17 protein-coding genes are annotated in these 17305 nt (G+C 64.1%); 7 read left to right on the top strand and 10 right to left on the bottom strand.

The features are described from left to right. Nucleotides 1–12: 12 nt before the first annotated feature. The 4 genes from ACU8YE_RS09030 to ACU8YE_RS09045 are packed head-to-tail and all read right to left on the bottom strand — an operon-like array spanning nt 13 to nt 3967. Nucleotides 13–1374 carry a 3-carboxy-cis,cis-muconate cycloisomerase gene (locus tag ACU8YE_RS09030; protein ID WP_446928544.1) on the bottom strand — a complete coding sequence of 454 codons (1362 nt, stop codon included), beginning with the start codon at nt 1372–1374 and terminating at the stop codon, nt 13–15. Between the two features lie 13 nt (nt 1375–1387). Further along, complete coding sequence (pcaF, locus tag ACU8YE_RS09035; RefSeq protein ID WP_446928545.1) at nt 1388–2590, bottom strand: 3-oxoadipyl-CoA thiolase; 1203 nt, start codon at nt 2588–2590, stop codon at nt 1388–1390. A 22-nt stretch (nt 2591–2612) separates the two neighbouring features. Beyond that, the gene (locus tag ACU8YE_RS09040; RefSeq protein WP_446928546.1) at nt 2613–3275 is read right to left on the bottom strand and encodes a CoA transferase subunit B; all 663 of its coding nucleotides are present in this window, start codon (nt 3273–3275) and stop codon (nt 2613–2615) included. After that, entirely contained in the window at nt 3272–3967 is a 696-nt protein-coding gene (locus ACU8YE_RS09045) for a 3-oxoacid CoA-transferase subunit A (RefSeq protein ID WP_446928547.1), read from the bottom strand. Before ACU8YE_RS09045 ends, ACU8YE_RS09040 begins: the two co-directional genes overlap by 4 nt. 321 nt (nt 3968–4288) lie before the next feature. Between ACU8YE_RS09045 and ACU8YE_RS09050 the strand changes: the two genes are divergently transcribed. The 6 genes from ACU8YE_RS09050 to ACU8YE_RS09075 all read left to right on the top strand — a co-directional run bounded on the left by ACU8YE_RS09050 (nt 4289) and on the right by ACU8YE_RS09075 (nt 9142). Continuing rightward, a complete protein-coding gene (locus ACU8YE_RS09050; protein ID WP_260801931.1) occupies nt 4289–5080 on the top strand; it encodes an IclR family transcriptional regulator in 792 nt (263 codons plus the stop codon). An 85-nt stretch (nt 5081–5165) separates the two neighbouring features. Then, nucleotides 5166–5744: a hypothetical protein gene (locus ACU8YE_RS09055; protein ID WP_045206033.1), complete on the top strand. Its 579-nt coding sequence runs from the start codon at nt 5166–5168 to the stop codon at nt 5742–5744. 367 nt (nt 5745–6111) lie between these two features. Then, nucleotides 6112–6957 (top strand): ABC transporter substrate-binding protein, encoded by an 846-nt coding sequence (locus tag ACU8YE_RS09060; protein WP_232040659.1) that lies wholly within the window; start codon nt 6112–6114, stop codon nt 6955–6957. 48 nt (nt 6958–7005) lie between these two features. Continuing rightward, entirely contained in the window at nt 7006–7701 is a 696-nt protein-coding gene (locus ACU8YE_RS09065; protein WP_232040660.1) for an amino acid ABC transporter permease, read from the top strand. 2 nt (nt 7702–7703) lie between these two features. Beyond that, entirely contained in the window at nt 7704–8396 is a 693-nt protein-coding gene (locus ACU8YE_RS09070) for an amino acid ABC transporter permease (protein ID WP_232040661.1), read from the top strand. Then, nucleotides 8393–9142 (top strand): amino acid ABC transporter ATP-binding protein, encoded by a 750-nt coding sequence (locus tag ACU8YE_RS09075; RefSeq protein WP_446928548.1) that lies wholly within the window; start codon nt 8393–8395, stop codon nt 9140–9142. The genes ACU8YE_RS09070 and ACU8YE_RS09075 overlap by 4 nt, the downstream gene beginning before the upstream one ends. Nucleotides 9143–9214: 72 nt before the next feature. Here ACU8YE_RS09075 and ACU8YE_RS09080 read toward each other — a convergent pair whose 3' ends face one another. From ACU8YE_RS09080 to ACU8YE_RS09090, 3 genes are all read right to left on the bottom strand, one after another. Beyond that, nucleotides 9215–10138 carry a glutamate/aspartate ABC transporter substrate-binding protein gene (locus tag ACU8YE_RS09080; RefSeq protein ID WP_232040662.1) on the bottom strand — a complete coding sequence of 308 codons (924 nt, stop codon included), beginning with the start codon at nt 10136–10138 and terminating at the stop codon, nt 9215–9217. A gap of 112 nt (nt 10139–10250) precedes the next feature. Continuing rightward, nucleotides 10251–11519, bottom strand: coding sequence for a D-amino acid dehydrogenase (locus ACU8YE_RS09085; protein WP_446928549.1), 1269 nt, complete (start codon nt 11517–11519; stop codon nt 10251–10253). A 130-nt stretch (nt 11520–11649) separates the two neighbouring features. Beyond that, complete coding sequence (locus ACU8YE_RS09090) at nt 11650–12114, bottom strand: Lrp/AsnC family transcriptional regulator (RefSeq protein WP_232040669.1); 465 nt, start codon at nt 12112–12114, stop codon at nt 11650–11652. Between the two features lie 185 nt (nt 12115–12299). Here ACU8YE_RS09090 and ACU8YE_RS09095 point away from each other — a divergent pair, with 185 nt between their 5' ends. Further along, on the top strand, nt 12300–12929 hold the full coding sequence (locus tag ACU8YE_RS09095; protein WP_414560883.1) for a LysE family translocator: 630 nt from the start codon (nt 12300–12302) through the stop codon (nt 12927–12929). A 373-nt stretch (nt 12930–13302) separates the two neighbouring features. On the opposite strand, the gene pelG is transcribed toward ACU8YE_RS09095, so the two are convergent. The 3 genes from pelG to ACU8YE_RS09110 are packed head-to-tail and all read right to left on the bottom strand — an operon-like array spanning nt 13303 to nt 17290. Continuing rightward, complete coding sequence (pelG, locus tag ACU8YE_RS09100) at nt 13303–14673, bottom strand: exopolysaccharide Pel transporter PelG (RefSeq protein ID WP_232040671.1); 1371 nt, start codon at nt 14671–14673, stop codon at nt 13303–13305. Continuing rightward, nucleotides 14673–16307 (bottom strand): GT4 family glycosyltransferase PelF, encoded by a 1635-nt coding sequence (gene pelF / locus ACU8YE_RS09105; RefSeq protein WP_446928550.1) that lies wholly within the window; start codon nt 16305–16307, stop codon nt 14673–14675. The genes pelG and pelF overlap by 1 nt, the downstream gene beginning before the upstream one ends. Next, complete coding sequence (locus ACU8YE_RS09110; protein ID WP_232040673.1) at nt 16304–17290, bottom strand: tetratricopeptide repeat protein; 987 nt, start codon at nt 17288–17290, stop codon at nt 16304–16306. Before ACU8YE_RS09110 ends, pelF begins: the two co-directional genes overlap by 4 nt. Nucleotides 17291–17305 lie beyond the last annotated feature (15 nt).

Consider the following 17305-nt stretch of genomic DNA (forward strand, 5'->3'; position numbering starts at 1 on the left):
TGGAATGTGTGTTCAGGGATGGCGGCGAGCGTGTTCCGCGAGCACGCGGTCGACTGCGGCGCCCGCATCGCCAAGGTAATGGTTGGGATCGAGCAGCGCGCTTAGCCGTTGCGGCGTGGCCGCGCCCCAGATGTGCAGGACGTCGGCGTCTTCGGCCAGCACGTCATGCAACGTTCTGCTCTCTTGTACGGCTTTGCGGCTGGCAGCTTCGACCACGTGATGCGCTTGCAGGCGGCCAATGTCTGCACCCAGCGCCAGCATCACGGCTTCACCGAGGATCAGGCCGTGCGTGAGGTCGAGATTCGCGCGCATGCGAGCGGCGTCAACATGCAAACCTTCGACCATCTCGCGCATGCGATCGAGCGCGCCGGCCGTGAGGCAGGCCATCTCACGCAACGTCGCCCACTGCGCCTGCCAACCGCCGAGCGCGCGTTCGTGCTCCTGCGGCAGCGCAGCCAGCAGCGTGCTCGCCAAGCCGGGCATGCGCGTGGCCGCAGCAAGCACCGTTGCGCAACCGACCGGGTTGCGCTTATGCGGCATGGTGGAAGATCCGCCCTTTCCCGCACCGGAAGGCTCGGCAACCTCGCCGACCTCCGTCTGCATCATCAGCGAAAGATCGCGCGCGCAGTGACCCAGCGTGCCGGTCAGCAGCGCGAGCGTCGTGCCGATGTCGGCGATTCGATCCTGCTCGCCGTGCCACGACAGCGTCGGCAGCGGCAGATCAAGTTCGTGTGCCAGCGCTTGAGCGACAGCACGTGCCTGTTCACCCAGGCTGGCAAGCGTGCCTGCCGCCCCGCCAAACTGCAGCGCGGGCACGTGCGCGCGCAACGCGGCAAAGCGATCCTGCGCGCGATGCACGGCTTCCAGCCAGCCCGCAACCTTGCGCCCGAACGTTGTCGGCAGCGCCTGCTGCAGCCACGTGCGCGCCACCATCGGTGTATTGCGATGACGCTGCGCCAGCGCAGCGAGCGCGTCGGCCAGTTTCTGCAAATCCGCTTCGATCAACGCAGCCGACTGCCGCCACTGCAACATCAAACCGGTATCGATGATGTCCTGACTCGTCGCGCCCCAATGTACGTAGCGCGCGGCGTTTTCATCGTGCTGCGCGACAGCGGCAGTCAGTTGCTTGACCAGTGGAATGGCCAGGTTGCCCGCGCTGGCAGCGGCGTTACCCAGCGCGTCCAAGTCCAGCACTACGCTGGCGCACACCGCGCGAATCGGCGCCACGGCTTGCGCCGGAATCACGCCAACCGCGCCCTCGGCGTGTGCCAGCGCCGCCTCCACATCGAGCATCGCGCGCACCGTGGCCGCATCGGACCACACCGCCAACATGGCCGGTGTGGAGAAGGCGCGATCAAGCAATCCGCTGGTCATGGCCGTATCAAACTCAAACGCGTTCGATCACCAGGGCAATGCCCTGCCCCACGCCGATGCACATTGTGCACAGTGCATAGCGCCCGCCCGTGCGTTGCAGCTGATACATCGCCGTCGTCACCAGGCGCGCGCCGCTCATGCCAAGCGGGTGGCCCAGTGCGATGGCACCGCCGTTCGGGTTGACGCGCGGATCGTCGTCACGCAGGCCCAGTTGACGCGTCACCGCCAAACCCTGCGCGGCAAACGCCTCGTTCAGCTCGATCACATCCATCTGATCGATCGTCAGTCCCAGTTGCTTGAGCAGCTTCTGCGACGCCGGTGCCGGGCCGATGCCCATCACGCGCGGCGGCACACCAGCCGTGGCCATGCCGACGATGCGCGCACGCGGGGTCAGGCCAAACCGCTTAGCAGATTCTTCGTTGGCGAGGAGCAGCGCGCACGCGCCATCGTTCACGCCCGAAGCATTGCCAGCCGTAACAGTGCCGTCCGGACGCACCACACCCTTGAGCTTGGCGAGCGCTTCCATGCTGGTCGCACGCGGATGCTCATCGCGATCCACCACGATGGAATCGCCCTTCTTCTGCGGGATCGTCACCGGGGTGATTTCCTGCGCGAGCGTGCCGTCTTCCTGCGCACGTGCGGCGCTCGCCTGGCTGCGCAGCGCGAAGCGGTCTTGATCTTCGCGGTTGACCTTGTAGTCGGTGGCGACGTTCTCGGCGGTTTCGGGCATCGAGTCGACACCGTATTGCGCCTTCATCAGCGGGTTGATGAAGCGCCAGCCGATGGTGGTGTCGTAGATGGCAGCATCGCGCGAGAAGGCACTCGCCGCCTTGCCCATCACGAACGGCGCACGGCTCATGCTTTCCACACCGCCTGCCATCATCAACGCGGTTTCACCCGAGCGGATGGCGCGCGCAGCGGTGCCGGTCGCGTCCATGCCGGAGCCGCACAGGCGGTTGATGGTCGAGCCCGGCACGCTGTCGGGCAACCCGGCCAGCAGCGACGACATGCGCGCCACGTTGCGGTTGTCTTCGCCTGCCTGGTTGGCGCAGCCGAAGATCACGTCGTCGATGGCCGTCCAGTCGACCTGCGGGTTGCGCGCCATCAGCGCCTTGAGCGGCACTGCGCCCAGATCATCCGCGCGCACGGTGGACAGGCTGCCGCCGTATCGGCCGATGGGGGTCCGGATGGCGTCGCAGATAAAGGCTTCGGTCATGATGGTTCTGTCTCCAATGGTTCTAGGCACGACGCAACGGCGCCGCCGTCATCGTCTGCAGCGTATCGAAATCGAGGCCGTCGGCCATCTCCCGCACCACCAGGCCCTCGGGCGTGATGTCGATGACTGCAAGGTCGGTGTAGATGGTATCGACACAGCCGATGCCCGTCAGCGGGTACGTGCACGACGGCACGATCTTGCTGTCGCCCTGCTTGGTCTGGTGCTCCATCATGACGAAGACGCGCTTGGCGCCAATGGCCAGATCCATCGCGCCGCCCACGGCAGGAATGGCGTCGGGTGCACCGGTGTGCCAGTTGGCGAGGTCGCCCGCGGCCGACACCTGGAAGGCGCCGAGCACGCAATAGTCGAGATGGCCGCCCCGCATCATGGCAAACGAATCGGCGTGATGGAAGAACGAGGCACCGGGCTTGATGGTGACGGGCTGCTTGCCGGCGTTGATCAGGTCTTCGTCTTCTTGCCCGGGCGCGGGCGCGGGACCCATGCCCAGCAGGCCGTTCTCGGTGTGCAGGATGATTTCGCGGTCGGCCGGCAGCTGGTTCGCCACCAGCGTCGGCAAGCCGATGCCCAGGTTGACGACGGAGCCATCGGGAATGTCACGCGCCACACGCGTAGCGATTTGATCGCGCGTCCAGCGTTGAATCTTGGCGGTGGTTTCGGCGCTCATGCTGCCTCCTTGGCGGGTTGCGCGGAGACGAGCTGAACGACGCGCTTAACGAAAATTCCGGGCGTGACGATGTGCTCGGGGTCCAACTCGCCCAGTTCCACTGTCTCGCTGACCTGCGCGATGGTGCACTTGGCCGCCATCGCCATCACCGGCCCGAAGTTGCGTGCGGTCTTGCGATAGACGAGATTGCCCCAGCGGTCCGCACGCAGGGCCTTGATGAGGGCGTAGTCGGCCGTCAGCGGCAGCTCGAACACGTACGGCTTGCCGTCGATGATGCGCGTTTCCTTGCCTTCGGCCAATTGCGTGCCATAGGCGGTCGGGCAGAAAAAGCCGCCAATGCCGGCACCCGCGGCGCGGATGCGCTCGGCCAGGTTGCCTTGCGGCACCAGTTCCAGTTCGATCTCGCCGGCGCGGTAGAGCGCGTCGAACACGTACGAATCGGCCTGGCGCGGGAACGAGCAGACGATCTTGCGCACGCGGCGCGCCTTGAGCAGCGCGGCCAGGCCCGTCTCGCCATTGCCGGCGTTGTTATTGATGATGGTCAGCTCACGCGCACCATGCGCAATGAGCCCGTCGATGAGTTCCGATGGCATGCCTGCGGTACCGAACCCGCCGATCATGATGGTGGCACCGTCCGGGATATCGGCCAGGGCGGCCTCCACAGACGGACAAAGCTTGTTGATCACGTGCATTCTCCGGCAAGGGCGCCCGCACATTCTCGATGGCTGGCGCGGGTCGGAGCATCGCGGGGGCCGGACATGGCCGAACCGCAACCGGGCGGCCTGCGAGTCTCCTGTTTGACGATTGGATCGACACAGGACCTTTGCTGTCCGGCCCACGCTTGCTTTCCCTCTTTTGTTCGCTATACGAACCTACGTTCGATCCAAGAACTAATCTACGCCTCCCTTCCCGAGCGTGTCAAGGCGTACGCATGCCGATCAGACGTTCGAGTAGCGAAACCGGGGCAATGCCAGTAGTCTTGAGGCCACTGCACCGCTTTTGTCTTTCTTTGCATGTCTGCTGCCGAACTGTCCACCGAAAAACCCAGCGATTCCTATGTCCAGTCCTTTGCGCGGGGGCTGTCCGTCATTCGCGCGTTCAATGCCGAACGCCCGGAGCAGACGCTCTCCGAAGTCGCCGAGGCCACGGGCCTGACCCGCGCCGGCGCCCGCCGCATCCTGCTCACGCTGGTCAGCCTGGGTTATGTCAGCTTTGAAGGCCGCCTCTTCCGCCTCACGCCCAAGATTCTTGATCTCGGATTCGCCTACCTCACCTCGATGCCGTTCTGGAACCTGGCCGAGCCGGTGATGGAAGAGCTCGTGCAGACGGTGCACGAAAGTTGCTCTGCCTCGGTATTGGACGGGACGGAGATCGTCTACGTTCTGCGCGTGCCCACGCAAAAGATCATCGCGCTGAACCTGTCGGTCGGCAGCCGCCTGCCTGCGTTCTGTACGTCGATGGGCCGCGTGCTGCTGTCAGGCCTGCCCGAGGATGAGCTCGACATCGCACTGCGCGAATCGGACCGGCGGGCGCGCACGCAACGCACCATCACAGACGTCGACGCACTGAAGGAGGTCATAGCTGGCGTGCGCCAACAAGGTTGGGCGCTGGTCGACCAGGAACTGGAGGAAGGGCTGATTTCGCTGTCGGCGCCGATCCGCAATCGCGCGGGGGATATCATCGCCGCCATGAATATCAGCGGACAGGCCAACCGGACTTCCGGCAAACAGATGACGAAGCAGTTTCTCGGTCCGCTGCAGCAGGCGGCCGAGCGTATTTCTGCCATGGTGCGGGTGCGGACCTGAGTTAAAGGCCGCAGCGCCCAGTGCGCTGCGCGCCTCGCATCCCGACAGTTTTTTCAATAAAATTGTGGCTCCGTGGGCAAAGAGGATGTCTGTGACTCAACACACCGCCATTCACACCGGTCTGGATGTGAAAGGCCGCCAACGCCGGGCGCACGCTTCGTGCATCCTGGCGCTTGCCCTGCCGTTGCTGTCCAGCCCTGTGTGGGCCCAATCGACCACGCTGGCGACGGCCATGCAGGAATTGACGCCGCTGGCCCGCATGCTGGTGGGCGCCGCCACAGGTCGCAGCACGGCCGCCGCCGGCGTGCCGGCCCTCACGGGCCCCGCGCGCAACGCAGACCGTGCCCTCGCTCAGGCCTGCGCTGAAATCAACCGCTTCACCCCCGTCCCGCTCGACCGCGAAACCTCGCTGGCGCAATGCTCGCTGGCGCAGAAGAAGAACCTCGTCTTCGTCATCACGCTAACCAACTACGCGGCGCACTCGGCCGCATCGCAAGGCTTTCGGCTGAATTTCGTGCCGATCCTGCAGAAGAACATCTGCAACAACGGCGACGTTCGCATCCTCACGCGCCTGGGCCTGAGCCTGGTCTACCGCTATCGCGGCAACGACCACGAGACCGTCGGCGACGTGCCCATCAACGAATCGATCTGCGGCACCCTCTAAGTCCACGCTCCGCCCCGGGAATCCCCTGATGGAGCGCAGTCGGCGGCCATGTCATTAATGGCAGACAAAGTCTCATTTGATCCAACATGTGCCGGGCCTCTGCCTTGCTGCGCCAGCCTTACCTGGCTGCACGCATGCAACCCCACAACCCGAATATCCCGCCTGTGCACTGCACCCCGCCCTGCCTGCCAACCGCCATCTGCGCCCCGTCGGCATGGACTATAGTTGGGCGTTCCGCTCGCCGTCATATGGTTATCCGAAGTCCGCGCATGCAAATCGCGCATACGCCGGTATGCTCGCGGGCGATCCTCGATTCGATCTCGAATCGCACACTGTTCACCACCCAAGTCGTCAAGGAGGAAATCCGATGAAAACAAACCGACGTCTGACGCAATTTGCAGGTGCCGCCATCCTGGCTGCGGCAACCCTGGTCGCCGCCACTGCGCACGCTGATCAAGTTTCCGACATCAAGAAGAAGGGCGAGCTTGTCTGCGGCGTGCTCGGCACCGACGAGCCGTTCAGCTTCCTGAAAGACCCGATGAGCCGCGAGATCGTCGGCTACGACGTCGACATGTGCGACGCCATCGCCAAGAGCCTGGGCGTCAAGCCCGTGCTCAAGCAGCTGGCCGTGGCCGCCCGCCTGCCCGAACTGCAGCAAGGCCGCGTCGACCTGCTGGCCGCCTCGCTCACGCACAACAAGGAGCGCGAAGCGCAGATCGACTTCTCGGTGTCGACGTTCATCACCGGCCAGAAGGCCATGGTGAAGAAGAGCAGCGGCATCACGTCGCTCGCCCAGCTTGATGGCAAGAAGCTGCTGACCGTCAAGGGTTCCACCATGGAAGCCAACATCGCCAAGACCATCAAGAACGCCGATGTGGTCTCGTTCGACAACAGCCCGCAGGCACTGTTGGCCCTGCAGCAAGGCAAGGGCGTCGCCTACGTGAACGATGAAACCACGCTGATCGGCAACATGGCCAAGATGGGCCCGGCCGCCAAGGATTACGCGCTGCTGCCGCAAAACCTGTCGACCGAACACCTCGCACTGGGTATCCGCAAGGGCGAGCCGGCCTTCAAGAAGCAGGTGGATGACGTGCTGCTCGGCATGGAAAAGAGCGGCGAGGCACAGAAGCTGTTCGACAAGTGGTTCGGCCCGAACACAAAGATGGCCTTCCCGCAGCGCACCTTCAAGATCTCTACCGACAAGATTGATTAATCGTTAAAGGTCGGGCCGCCCAGACGCCGTTCTGGGCGGTGAATCTCCATGCCCCATTTTGATTTGTCGATGCTGCTCTCTGGGCAGTATCACCAGTGGCTTGTCAGCGGTTTCTTCCTGTCGATCAAGCTTTCCGTACTGGCCTTCGTGCTGGCCCTTCCGCTTGCCATCGTGGTCGCGCTGCTGCGCCTGTCGCCCGCCGCACCGCTGCGCGGCATCGGCCAGACGTTCGTCGAAGCCATCCGCAACGTGCCGCTGCTCGCCCATATGCTGTTCTGGTATTTCGGCGCGCCGCAGATCCTGCCGGAGTTCATCCGGGATTGGCTCTACAGCATGAACTACGAGGCCGCGAGCGCGGTCATTGCGCTCGTGCTCTATACGGCCGCGTACATGGCGGAAGACATCCGCAGCGGCATCCGCTCGATCCCGAAGGAACAGCTTGAAGCCAGCCGCGCGCTCGGGCTCTCGTTCCTGCAGGCCATGCGCTTGGTGGTGCTGCCGCAATCGCTGCGCGTGACGGTACCGCCGCTGGTCAGCCAAACGTTGAACCTGTGGAAGAACTCCAGCATCGCGATGGTCATCGGCGTGGCCGAATTGATGTACCAGGCGCAGCAGGTGGAGTCCGCCACCTTCCGCGGCTTTGAGGCGTTTGCGTTTGCCACTGCCGCCTATCTGACCATCTCGATTGCGATCACGGTGTTCTCCGCCTGGTATCAGCATCGCTACCCCGTGCGGACGCTGTAGCCATGCTCGATCTCATTCAAACCTACGGTATCTATTACCTGATCGGCCAATACCCGAACGGGCCGCTGGGCGGGTTGGCGCTGACGTTCCTGCTGGCGTCTGCCGGCCTCGTGCTTGCGCTGCCGATGGGCATCATCCTGGGCCTGTGCCGCGTGAGCCCGATTGCCGCGCTGCGCTGGCCGGCCACGGCGCTCGTCTATATCGTGCGCGGCACGCCGCTGCTGATGGTGATCTTCTGGGCGTACTTCCTGCTGCCCTCCGTCACCGGCCAGCGCACCGACCAGTTCAGCACCATGCTGACCGCGCTGGTGATTTTCGACGGTGCCTATCTGGCGGAGATCGTGCGCGCGGGCATCCAGGCGCTGCCGCGCGGGCAGATGGAGAGCGCCCGCTCGCTCGGCCTGTCGTACATGCAGGCCATGCGCCGGGTGATCCTGCCGCAGGCGCTGCGCAACATGCTGCCGTCGCTGGTCAACCAGCTTGTCTCGACCATCAAGGAAACCTCGCTCGGTTACATCATCAGCCTGCCCGAGGTGTCGTTCGTGGCGGGGCAGATCAGCACCGCCGTGATGGTCAAATCCGCCGAGGTGTACGGCCTGCTCGGCATCAGCTACTTCATCATGTGCTTTAGCCTCACGCGCGTGGCGTTCTATCTGGAGCGCCGCCTCGCGGCACGCGCTCCGTCCAAACCATGAACATGATCACGATCGAACACGTCGACAAGTGGTACGGCGATTACCACGCGCTGGTCGACATCAACGAAACCGTTGCCAAGGGTGAAGTGGTGGTGGTGTGCGGGCCGTCGGGCTCGGGCAAGTCGACGCTCATTCGCACGCTGAACCGGCTCGAAGCCATTCAGAAAGGCAGCATCGTCGTGAACGGCCACGAGGTGCATGCGCCAGGCGTGGACGTCAACCAACTGCGCAGCGGCATCGGCTTCGTGTTCCAGCAGTTCAACCTGTTTCCGCACCTGACCGTCATGCAGAACTGCACGCTCGCGCCGGTGCAGCTCAAGCGCATGGCACCGCAGGAGGCGAAGGACTTTGCGATGAGTCTGCTCGAACGCGTGGGCCTGCCGCACAAGGCCGGCGCCTACCCTGGTGAGCTGTCGGGCGGGCAGCAGCAGCGCGTGGCCATCGCGCGCGCCCTGGCCATGAAGCCGCCCGTCATGCTGTTTGACGAGCCGACGTCCGCGCTGGATCCGGAGATGGTGAACGAAGTGCTGCTGGTCATGAAGGACCTCGCCCGCGACGGCATGACCATGGTGTGCGTCACGCACGAAATGGGCTTTGCACGCGAGGTGGCAGACCGCGTCCTGTTCATGGACCAGGGCCAGGTGCTGGAGCGCGCCACACCGGAAGACTTCTTCCAGCGCCCGCAACACCCGCGCGCACAACGCTTCCTGGCCGACATCCGCTCGCCCTGGAGCGAACCCGCCTGAACCTTCAGGCAGCGAGCAAACAAAAACGGGGGACACAGTCCCCCGTTTGCTTTGCATGCGCGATGACGCCGCTTACTGAATGGCCTTGTCGTTCGGGTGTGCGTACAGCTCCTTCATGCCGGCCGTCATCGGGTAGTTCAGGTTCAGGCCCTTCGGCGGAATCGGCGACAGGAACCACTTCTTGTACAGATCGTTCGCCTTGCCCGACTTCATCAGGTCGGCAATCACGTCGTCGGCCACTTTCTTGAACGCCGGATCGTCCTTGCGCATCATGCAAGCGTAGGTTTCAGTCTGCAGCGGCTTGCCCGTGACAACCCAGTCAGCCTGGTTCTTGGCCTTGGTGCGCTCGCCATACAGCAGCGGCTCGTCCATCACGAACGCCACGGCGCGGCCCGATTCCAGCGTCAGGAACGCCTGACCGTGATCCTTCGCGAGGATCAGGTTCATCTTGTCGGCATCCTTGGCCTCACCGTTCATCTTCTGCAGGATGCGGTCTTCGGTCGTGCCGGCGGTGGTCACCACGGTCTTGCCCTTCAGGTCCGGGAAGTCCTTGATGCCCGAATCCTTCTTCACCAGCATCAGCATGCCGTAGATGAAGATGTTGTTCGAGAACGCCACCTGCTTCTGGCGCTCGAGGTTGTTGGTGGTCGAGCCGCATTCGAAGTCGATCGTGCCGTTCTGCAGCAGCGAGATGCGGTTCTGCGACGTAATCGGCGTGAGCTTGACCTGCAGCTTCTTGCCCACCGTCTTTTCCACACCCGCCACGATCATGTTGGAGATCTCTTGCGAATAGCCGGTGATGGTGTTCGCGTCAGCCTGATACGAGAACGGAATCGACGACTCGCGATAGCCCACCGAGATCACGCCCGACTGCTTGATCTTGGCCAGCGTGTCGGTCGACTGCGCCTGCGCGCCGGTCGACAGCACTGCCAGTGCGCCGGCCGCAGCTAGCGTCAGGCCACACAGAATACGTTTGGTCGAATGCAAGGTCTTCATGCTTCCCCTCCTATGGGTGTGTTCGCTCCAGACTACTTGGGTTACCAATGGGCTCGGGCCAGATACGCATCATCGGGCCTGCGCGCTCGGTCTTTTGAATCTCGTTCTTGTGTCACGCGGCAAGCGCGTACGGCACTGGGGAAATCGCGGGCTTGCGGCCAGCAATCAGATCGGCCAACAAGCCTGCACTGCCCAGCGCCAGCGTAAAGCCCAGCGCGCCGTGGCCCACGTTCAACCACAACCCTTGCACCGGCGATGGGCCCACCACCGGCACGCCTGTTGGCGTTGCGGGCCGCATGCCGGCCCAGGGGGCAGCATCGGCACCCGCGTCATTGGCGCGCATGGCACCCGGAAACAGCGCGCGCGTTTCGTCATACAGCGTCTGCGCACGGCGCGTATCCAGCGCCGTTGACCAGCCCACCAAATCAGCCATGCCCGCCACACGCAGCGTCTGGCCGATGCGGGCATAGACGATCTTGCGCGCCGCATCCGTCACGCTGATCACCGGAGCGACATCGCCCGCCTCCAGCTGCAGGCTGATGCTGTAACCCTTCAGCGGATACAGGCCCGCGTCGATACGCAGCGGGCTGAGCAGCCTGGCGCTGGTCACGCCCGCTGCCATCACCACCGCATCGGCGGCAACCTGTTCGCCATCGGCCAATTTGAGACCACGCACATGGCGGCCTTCTGTCCACAACGCATCCACGCCGGTGTTGAAGCGCAACGTCACGTTCGGCATCGCGCGCAACCTGTTGAACAAGCCAACGCAGAGTTGATGGCAATCCGCCACGTCTTCGTCGGGCGTATAGATGGCGCCGACGATCTGGTCGCGTACGCCGGCTAGCGCGGGCTCGTGGGCGACAGCCTCATCGGCGGACAACGCATGCTGCTCGCAGCCGAGCGTGGCCTGATAGCCGACCTGGGCGCGGGCAGATTCAAACGCCGCAGCCTCGCGATGCACCACCAGCTTGCCGCGACGCGCAAAGCTGAACGCCAGATCCGGCAGCGCCTCCCGCAGCGCCTCCATGCGGGCGCGGCTGTAGAACGACAATGCGAGCAGCTCGCGCGTGGTGCGATCGGCACGGTCGCGATTGCAGGCCGCGATGAAGCGCAGCCCCCAGCGCAGCAACGCCGGGTCCAGCGACGGCTTCAGGCGCAGCGGCGAATCACGGCGCAGCAGCCAGCCCGGCACATGCGAAAGCACGCCGGGGCCGGCCAGCGGCGCCACATAGCTGTAGCTCAACTGGCCGCCGTTGGCGTAACTGGTGCCCTCGCCCGGGCCCGGATGGCGCTCGACCAGGGTGACCTGATGGCCTTCCTGGGCCAGCGCATAGGCCGTGCTGATGCCAATGATGCCGGCGCCGACTACTGCTATTTGCATGAAGAAGCTGCACGTTTTGGAATGTCGGGTGCAGCTTAAGGAGCCCGGCGGTGGTTCGGCAAATGCGGAGTTGTTAGGGGGGATGTTGTGGGGCTATGGGTTCGAGCACAGGAGCGCAGTTCCACGGCGTCTAGATCGGCAAGTGCGTCGTCTGCTTGATGCGCTTGAGCGGGATCTCGGTTTCCACGTTGCGCACCCCTTTTATCTTCGTCAGCGTCTCCATCTGGAAGCGCTGATAGTCATCGAGATCCCGGGCGATCACGCGCAAGAGATAGTCATAGCTGCCGGCCATCAAATGGCATTCGAGCACCTCAGACGCCTTCTCGATCTCGCGCGCGAAATGCTCGACCGTCGCCTTGTCCTGGCGTTCCAGGGTGACTCTGACAAACGCCGTGAACTTCAGATCGACGGCTGCGGGGTTCAGCAGCGCAACGTAGCCATCGATGACACCGTGCTGCTCTAGCAGATGAACCCGGCGCAGGCAGGGCGTTGCAGAGAGCCCGACCTTCTCGGCGAGTTGGGCATTCGTCTGGTTCGAATCGCGTTGCAGGGATCGGAGAATGCGCTTGTCGATCGCATCAAGCTTGGCTTCCATATTTGGCTAGTTATGACCTGTTTTATAGAGATTTGCTCCAATTCTGTGGACGATCATAGCCAAACATGCAGCCAATCTCTACCGCGTTGTCCCCATAATTTGAGGGCGCGGACGGCCTGCAAGCGGTGCCATGCTGCAGACATGCGCGGCTCAACGTCTGCCCATTTCACTCAGGAGTTCTGCTTATGTCGCATCTGTCATGGCTGCCGTTCGTGGCAACCTCCCTGCTCATCATCCTGACGCCGGGGCAGGATATGGTGCTCGTGATGTCGCGCACGCTCACCCACGGAACACGGTCCGGCCTTGTCACCGCAGCGGGTGTCAGCGTTGGGCTGACGGTGCACACCGTGCTGGCCACGCTTGGCTTGGGCGCCCTGCTCCAGGCATCCGAATGGGTGTTCACCGCACTGAAGCTGGTCGGCGCGCTCTACCTGCTCTATCTGGGCATCGCGCTGTTCCGCGCATCGGGCGAGCTTGCGCTTGCGCACAGCCACGGTGCGCCGCAATCGGCAGTGCGTGCGTTCTCTCAAGGTGCGCTATCCAACATGTCGAATCCCAAGATCGCGCTGTTCTATCTCGCCTTCCTGCCGCAGTTCGTTCCCGCCGATGCGGCACATCCAACGCTTTCCGTCTTCATGCTGGGGCTTGCGTTTGCGTGCCTGACATTTCTCGTCAAAGGTCCGGTGGCGATATTCGCGGGGCTGCTCTCGAACTGGTTTCGCCAAAATCCGCGCTTCCTTGCACGGATGCACCGGACAAGCGGCATCGTCATGATCGGATTGGGGCTGAAACTCGCGTTTGAGCCACGCCACTGAGTGCGGCTGCCGACCGCCGGGTCCAGAGCCGCGTCGCCCCGCCCGAGCAAAAAGCTCGGGCTGTCGAGCTCAAAGCTCCATTCGCCGAGTAAAAAGCTCCGACCGCCGAGCTCTGAGCCCCATCTGTCGAGTAAATAGCTCCGACTGCCGAGCACGGAGCTCCACCCGCCGAGTAAAAAGCTCGGAACGCCGAGCTCGGAGGTCCATCCGCCGAGCAAAGAGCCCCGAACGCCGGCCTCCGAGCCTCGATGGCGGAGCAAAAAGCCTCGCGGCTGGCGCTTGGAGCGCGGTGCGCGAGGCTTGAAGGGTCATGAGCGGAGGTTGATGCGTCGTCGGCGAGGCTCCGGACGGCAGCGGAGGCTGTCGGCCAGCCTCACTGCAACATGAACGTCTCGTACTCCAGCCGATCCAGCTTCCGGTCCAGGATCACCAGGCTCGCCATCACAACCAAGAGCAGCGACACGGCAAATCCGTATCCGTACCAGGCCGGCCCGAGCTGCAACGTAATCCACGTCAGCACGCCATTGAGCGCCACGAACGCCGCCGTCAGCGCCAGCACCACGCGGCGCCGGTCCAGGTAGAAGAAGATGTTCACCACCCCCAGGAACACCACCTGCAAGCTCGCGGCAATGGTGTCGACATACAGCAGCGGCAGGTACAGCTCGGAAATCTGCAGCGCCCGCAGCACCGCAGCGCCCACGGCAAACAACACCAGCGCGGCCATGGCTTGGATCTTCACGATCTCGTACAGGCCGGCACGAATGGTCTGCACCATCGTGTTGCGCATGTCTTCGATGTGCTCGAGCGATGCCCCGCCCCGCACGGCGTCATAGAAGGCGTCGTAGTACTCGACAAAGTCGGTCTCGATGCGCACCAGGAACACCGCCATGCCGGGGATGATGCCGAGGTAAGCCAGGAACACCGGAATGTCATAGATGACCGACGCATGCAGCGGTCCGATCACCTGCTGCCCCGTGCCCGGCGCATACCAGAACATGAACTTGTCGAGCCAGATGCCGAGGTTGTAGAGCAGCCCGATGAGCATGAGCGACGGATACGCAAACCGCCTGTCGAACACCTCGAACGACAGGAAGCGCCGCCCGCTGAAATTGCGGTAGATGAGCGCGGCCATGCCGATCAGCAAGAAAAGCTGCCCCGTCACGAACCCCAGCAGCAACCCTTCCAGCCCGTGCCGGTTGAACAGCAGCGCCAGCAGCACGGTGAGCGTGTAGCCGACCAGGAAGATCCACACGATCGCCTTGTACTGCTTCATGCCCGACAGGAAGATCACGGCAATCCAGATGTTGGCCATGACCACGAAGCCCGCCAGCATCAGCAGCCGGTAAATGGCCGACTGCTGCGGAAATGCAAACACGATGACGAGCAGCCCCAGCCCGCCCGCCACCAGCGTCATCACGAGCGACACGGCGTGGTAGTTGGGCAGGATCAGGTCGTCGCGCTTCTCGAACAGGCGGTCGGACGTAAAGCGCGTGAAGGCAAGCTGCAGCGGCCCGGTCAGGATCAGGCTGACCGCGATCAGGTAGGTGACCGACACCTGGAACTGCGTGATGAGCGAGCCGGGAACCACGAACGGCAGGCTCAGGATACCGATCAGCAGAATCCCGACGATGGAGAGAATCCACGGCCCGGAGCTGATGATGCCGGCGTAGGTATAGGCGCGCAGCAGCCCAAGCAGGCTGTCGCGCTTGAGCATCTTGCGCAGCTCAAAACCAATGCCGGCCATCAGCGGGCTCCCTCATCTGGCGTGTTCAGTGGCCTGTTCTGCTGGGCGTGGTGCGGGCAGGCCGCCGCAGCTGCAGACGCCGCCTTGGCACCGTGCTCGGTACTCAGATCGGGCAAGGTCTGCAGGCGCGTATACAGCTCGCGGTAACTGCCGACCATCATCTCTTGCGTGTAGTAGCGCTCGACGCGGGCAATGCCGGCTGCCTGGGCCGCATGCCAGCGCGTTTCATCGCGCAGCAGCGTCAGCACTTCGGCAGCCAGGGCGGCAGGGTCGGCAATGCGCACCACGGCGCCGGCCGCGCCCAGAGCCGCGTCTTCGCCTTCCAGGCCGAACAGCAGTTGCCGGCACGAACCCACATCCGTCGTGACGGACGGCACGCCCGCGGCAAACCCTTCCAGCACCACCAGCGGCAGCGCCTCGCTGATGGAACTCAGCACCAGCACACCCACCTTCGGCAGGATGTCGTCGATCTTCTGGAAGCCCAGGAACTTGATGCGGTCGCCCAGGCCCAGGCTCTCGGCCAGGCTGTGGCATTCCTGCGCGTATTCCGGATCTTCGTCTTCCGGGCCGGCAATCCAGCCTTCCGCGTCGGGCATCTCGCGCGTGACGGTCAGCATCGCGCGAATGAACGTCTTCACGTCCTTGATGGGCACCACCCGGCCGATCAGGCACATCACGCGCGGCACGCTGGCCTGCCGCTTCTCGCGCAGCGCGGCCAGGCGCGGCAGGTTGATCCCGTTGGGAATGCTGCGCGTCTTCTCGGCGGGCGCACCGTCAATCACCTGCCGCTGCCGGTTGCCTTCGTACAGCGCGACGATGTCTTCGGCTGCGTCATAGCAGACCCGGCCCATGGTCTCGAAAAAACGCACCCACAAGTCGCGGAAGTAGCTGATCTGCGCGATGTCCTTCTCGAAGATGCTGCGGTTGTCACGAATCCACTGGCTCTGGAACAGGTCGATCTTGCGTTCCTTGGTGTAGATGCCGTGCTCGGACACCAGCAGCGGCCGCCCGCGCCTGTAGCGCAGCAGCGCGCCCAGGAAACCGGCATAGCCGGTCGAGACGGTGTGGAACACCTTCACCGGGATGAGGTTTTCGGCAATGCGCACGAGCTGCCACAGCGGCTTGTGCATGATGCGCACGGTCCAGAAGTAGTCCGTGAACGACGGGTCGGTGCAATAGCGCCGGTAGTAGTCCGTCATCATGTCCCACGCACGGTGGCTGTAGAGGAACTGCTCCTCGGCCAGCGGGCCGTCGTCGCGCAGGTCGGCGATCGAGGCGCGGATCAGCTCGGCGGTCTCTTCCTTGTTTGCCGGATTGCGCAGGGCGTCGTGCAGCTTGCGCGAGCGCTCGAACGCTGCGGCATCGCCGCCACTGGCCTGCACCAGTGGCGGCGGTGGAAAGTCGTACAGGTAGTGGCACTCCAGGTGCACCACGTTGTCGGGAATGGCGTAGACGGGCTTGCCGTAGTCCTCACGGCGGCTGCCGATGAAGACGACGGCAAAGCGGACGTCCGGAAACGCCCGGATCATCTGGTTGACCCAGCTAGACACCCCGCCGCTCACGTAGGGAAAGGTCCCTTCAAGCAGCAGCGCGACGTCGGCGGACTCGGCGCGAGGAAAGTGGTCGTTGCTCATGATGTCCAGTAGCGCAGCAGCGGGCGCAGCAACGGCAGCGGTGACCGGCTGGAGAACTGCGCCAGCGCCGCACGCGCGCCGGCATAGTCGCGACGCAGGTAGCAGGCTTCGGCCAGTGGCGGCAGCAGGCGGTCGCGCGGGAAGCCGAGGGATTCGGCGCGGCGCAGGTGGGACTCGGCCACATCGGGCTCGCGGCGCGACAGGGCGAGCCGGCCGCGCATGTACCACAGCGCGGCGTTGTCGGGCTGGATATCGAGCGCGGCGCTGGCGTAGCGTTCGACCTGCTCGGCGGTGTAGCGGTACACGTCGCCCTGCACGAGATTCTGGTAGATCAGTTCCCAATACAGATCGGCCAGGCGCTTGTTGATGTCGTAGCGTGCTTCGGGCGTGGTGGCTTCTTCCAGGCGCGGCAGCTCGGCCAGGATCTTTTGCGTGAGCACCTTCTCGGCGTTGTCGAGCATGCCGTAGGCCAGCAGGCGGATATCGTCCACCGGGTCGGCCAGCAGGTCGCGCAGCACGGGGCTGGCGGTGCGCGTGGGCATCGACTGCATGGCCACCAGCGCGGTCATGCGGCTTTGCACTGGCGCGCGCTCGTTGCTGAGCTGTGCGCGCAGCCGCGCCCCGCCGCCGTGCGTCACGCGCGAGATCAAATGCGCCACGAACACCGGCAGCCCAACATCGGCGATGTCCTTGTCGTCTTCGGGCTTGGGAAAAAGCTTGGCGAGCAGCAGGCTGCCGAGCACCAGCAGGCCACCCGCCACCGGCACGAAAAAGCACAGCGCCGCCAGGTAGCCATACGTCCACACGAACGGCACGCGATAGCGGCGCGGCAGCAAGCGCCACGCAGCCAGGCCGATCAGCGCGGCGGCGGTGCCCTGCAGCATCAGGCACGACAGCAGCAGTGCAAGGCTGTTGCCGGCATGCAGTGCCATCGCCACTGCCGCAATCTGGGCCGCGATGCCGCCGAGCGTGAGCTTAAACATGGTCACCCCGCATGC

This window comes from Ralstonia sp. VS2407, from assembly GCF_052950655.1.

Bases quoted from the DNA above. Each gene is read 5' to 3' on its own strand.
- ACU8YE_RS09110 (WP_232040673.1), bottom strand. From the start codon at position 17,290: ATGTTTAAGCTCACGCTCGGCGGCATCGCGGCCCAGATTGCGGCAGTG.
- ACU8YE_RS09045 (WP_446928547.1), bottom strand. From the start codon at position 3,967: ATGCACGTGATCAACAAGCTTTGTCCGTCTGTGGAGGCCGCCCTGGCC.
- ACU8YE_RS09050 (WP_260801931.1), top strand. From the start codon at position 4,289: ATGTCTGCTGCCGAACTGTCCACCGAAAAACCCAGCGATTCCTATGTC.
- ACU8YE_RS09085 (WP_446928549.1), bottom strand. From the start codon at position 11,519: ATGCAAATAGCAGTAGTCGGCGCCGGCATCATTGGCATCAGCACGGCC.
- pcaF (WP_446928545.1), bottom strand. From the start codon at position 2,590: ATGACCGAAGCCTTTATCTGCGACGCCATCCGGACCCCCATCGGCCGA.
- ACU8YE_RS09040 (WP_446928546.1), bottom strand. From the start codon at position 3,275: ATGAGCGCCGAAACCACCGCCAAGATTCAACGCTGGACGCGCGATCAA.
- pelG (WP_232040671.1), bottom strand. From the start codon at position 14,673: ATGGCCGGCATTGGTTTTGAGCTGCGCAAGATGCTCAAGCGCGACAGC.
- ACU8YE_RS09075 (WP_446928548.1), top strand. From the start codon at position 8,393: ATGAACATGATCACGATCGAACACGTCGACAAGTGGTACGGCGATTAC.
- ACU8YE_RS09060 (WP_232040659.1), top strand. From the start codon at position 6,112: ATGAAAACAAACCGACGTCTGACGCAATTTGCAGGTGCCGCCATCCTG.
- ACU8YE_RS09065 (WP_232040660.1), top strand. From the start codon at position 7,006: ATGCCCCATTTTGATTTGTCGATGCTGCTCTCTGGGCAGTATCACCAG.
- ACU8YE_RS09030 (WP_446928544.1), bottom strand. From the start codon at position 1,374: ATGACCAGCGGATTGCTTGATCGCGCCTTCTCCACACCGGCCATGTTG.
- ACU8YE_RS09055 (WP_045206033.1), top strand. From the start codon at position 5,166: ATGTCTGTGACTCAACACACCGCCATTCACACCGGTCTGGATGTGAAA.
- ACU8YE_RS09070 (WP_232040661.1), top strand. From the start codon at position 7,704: ATGCTCGATCTCATTCAAACCTACGGTATCTATTACCTGATCGGCCAA.
- ACU8YE_RS09095 (WP_414560883.1), top strand. From the start codon at position 12,300: ATGTCGCATCTGTCATGGCTGCCGTTCGTGGCAACCTCCCTGCTCATC.
- ACU8YE_RS09090 (WP_232040669.1), bottom strand. From the start codon at position 12,114: ATGGAAGCCAAGCTTGATGCGATCGACAAGCGCATTCTCCGATCCCTG.
- ACU8YE_RS09080 (WP_232040662.1), bottom strand. From the start codon at position 10,138: ATGAAGACCTTGCATTCGACCAAACGTATTCTGTGTGGCCTGACGCTA.
- pelF (WP_446928550.1), bottom strand. From the start codon at position 16,307: ATGAGCAACGACCACTTTCCTCGCGCCGAGTCCGCCGACGTCGCGCTG.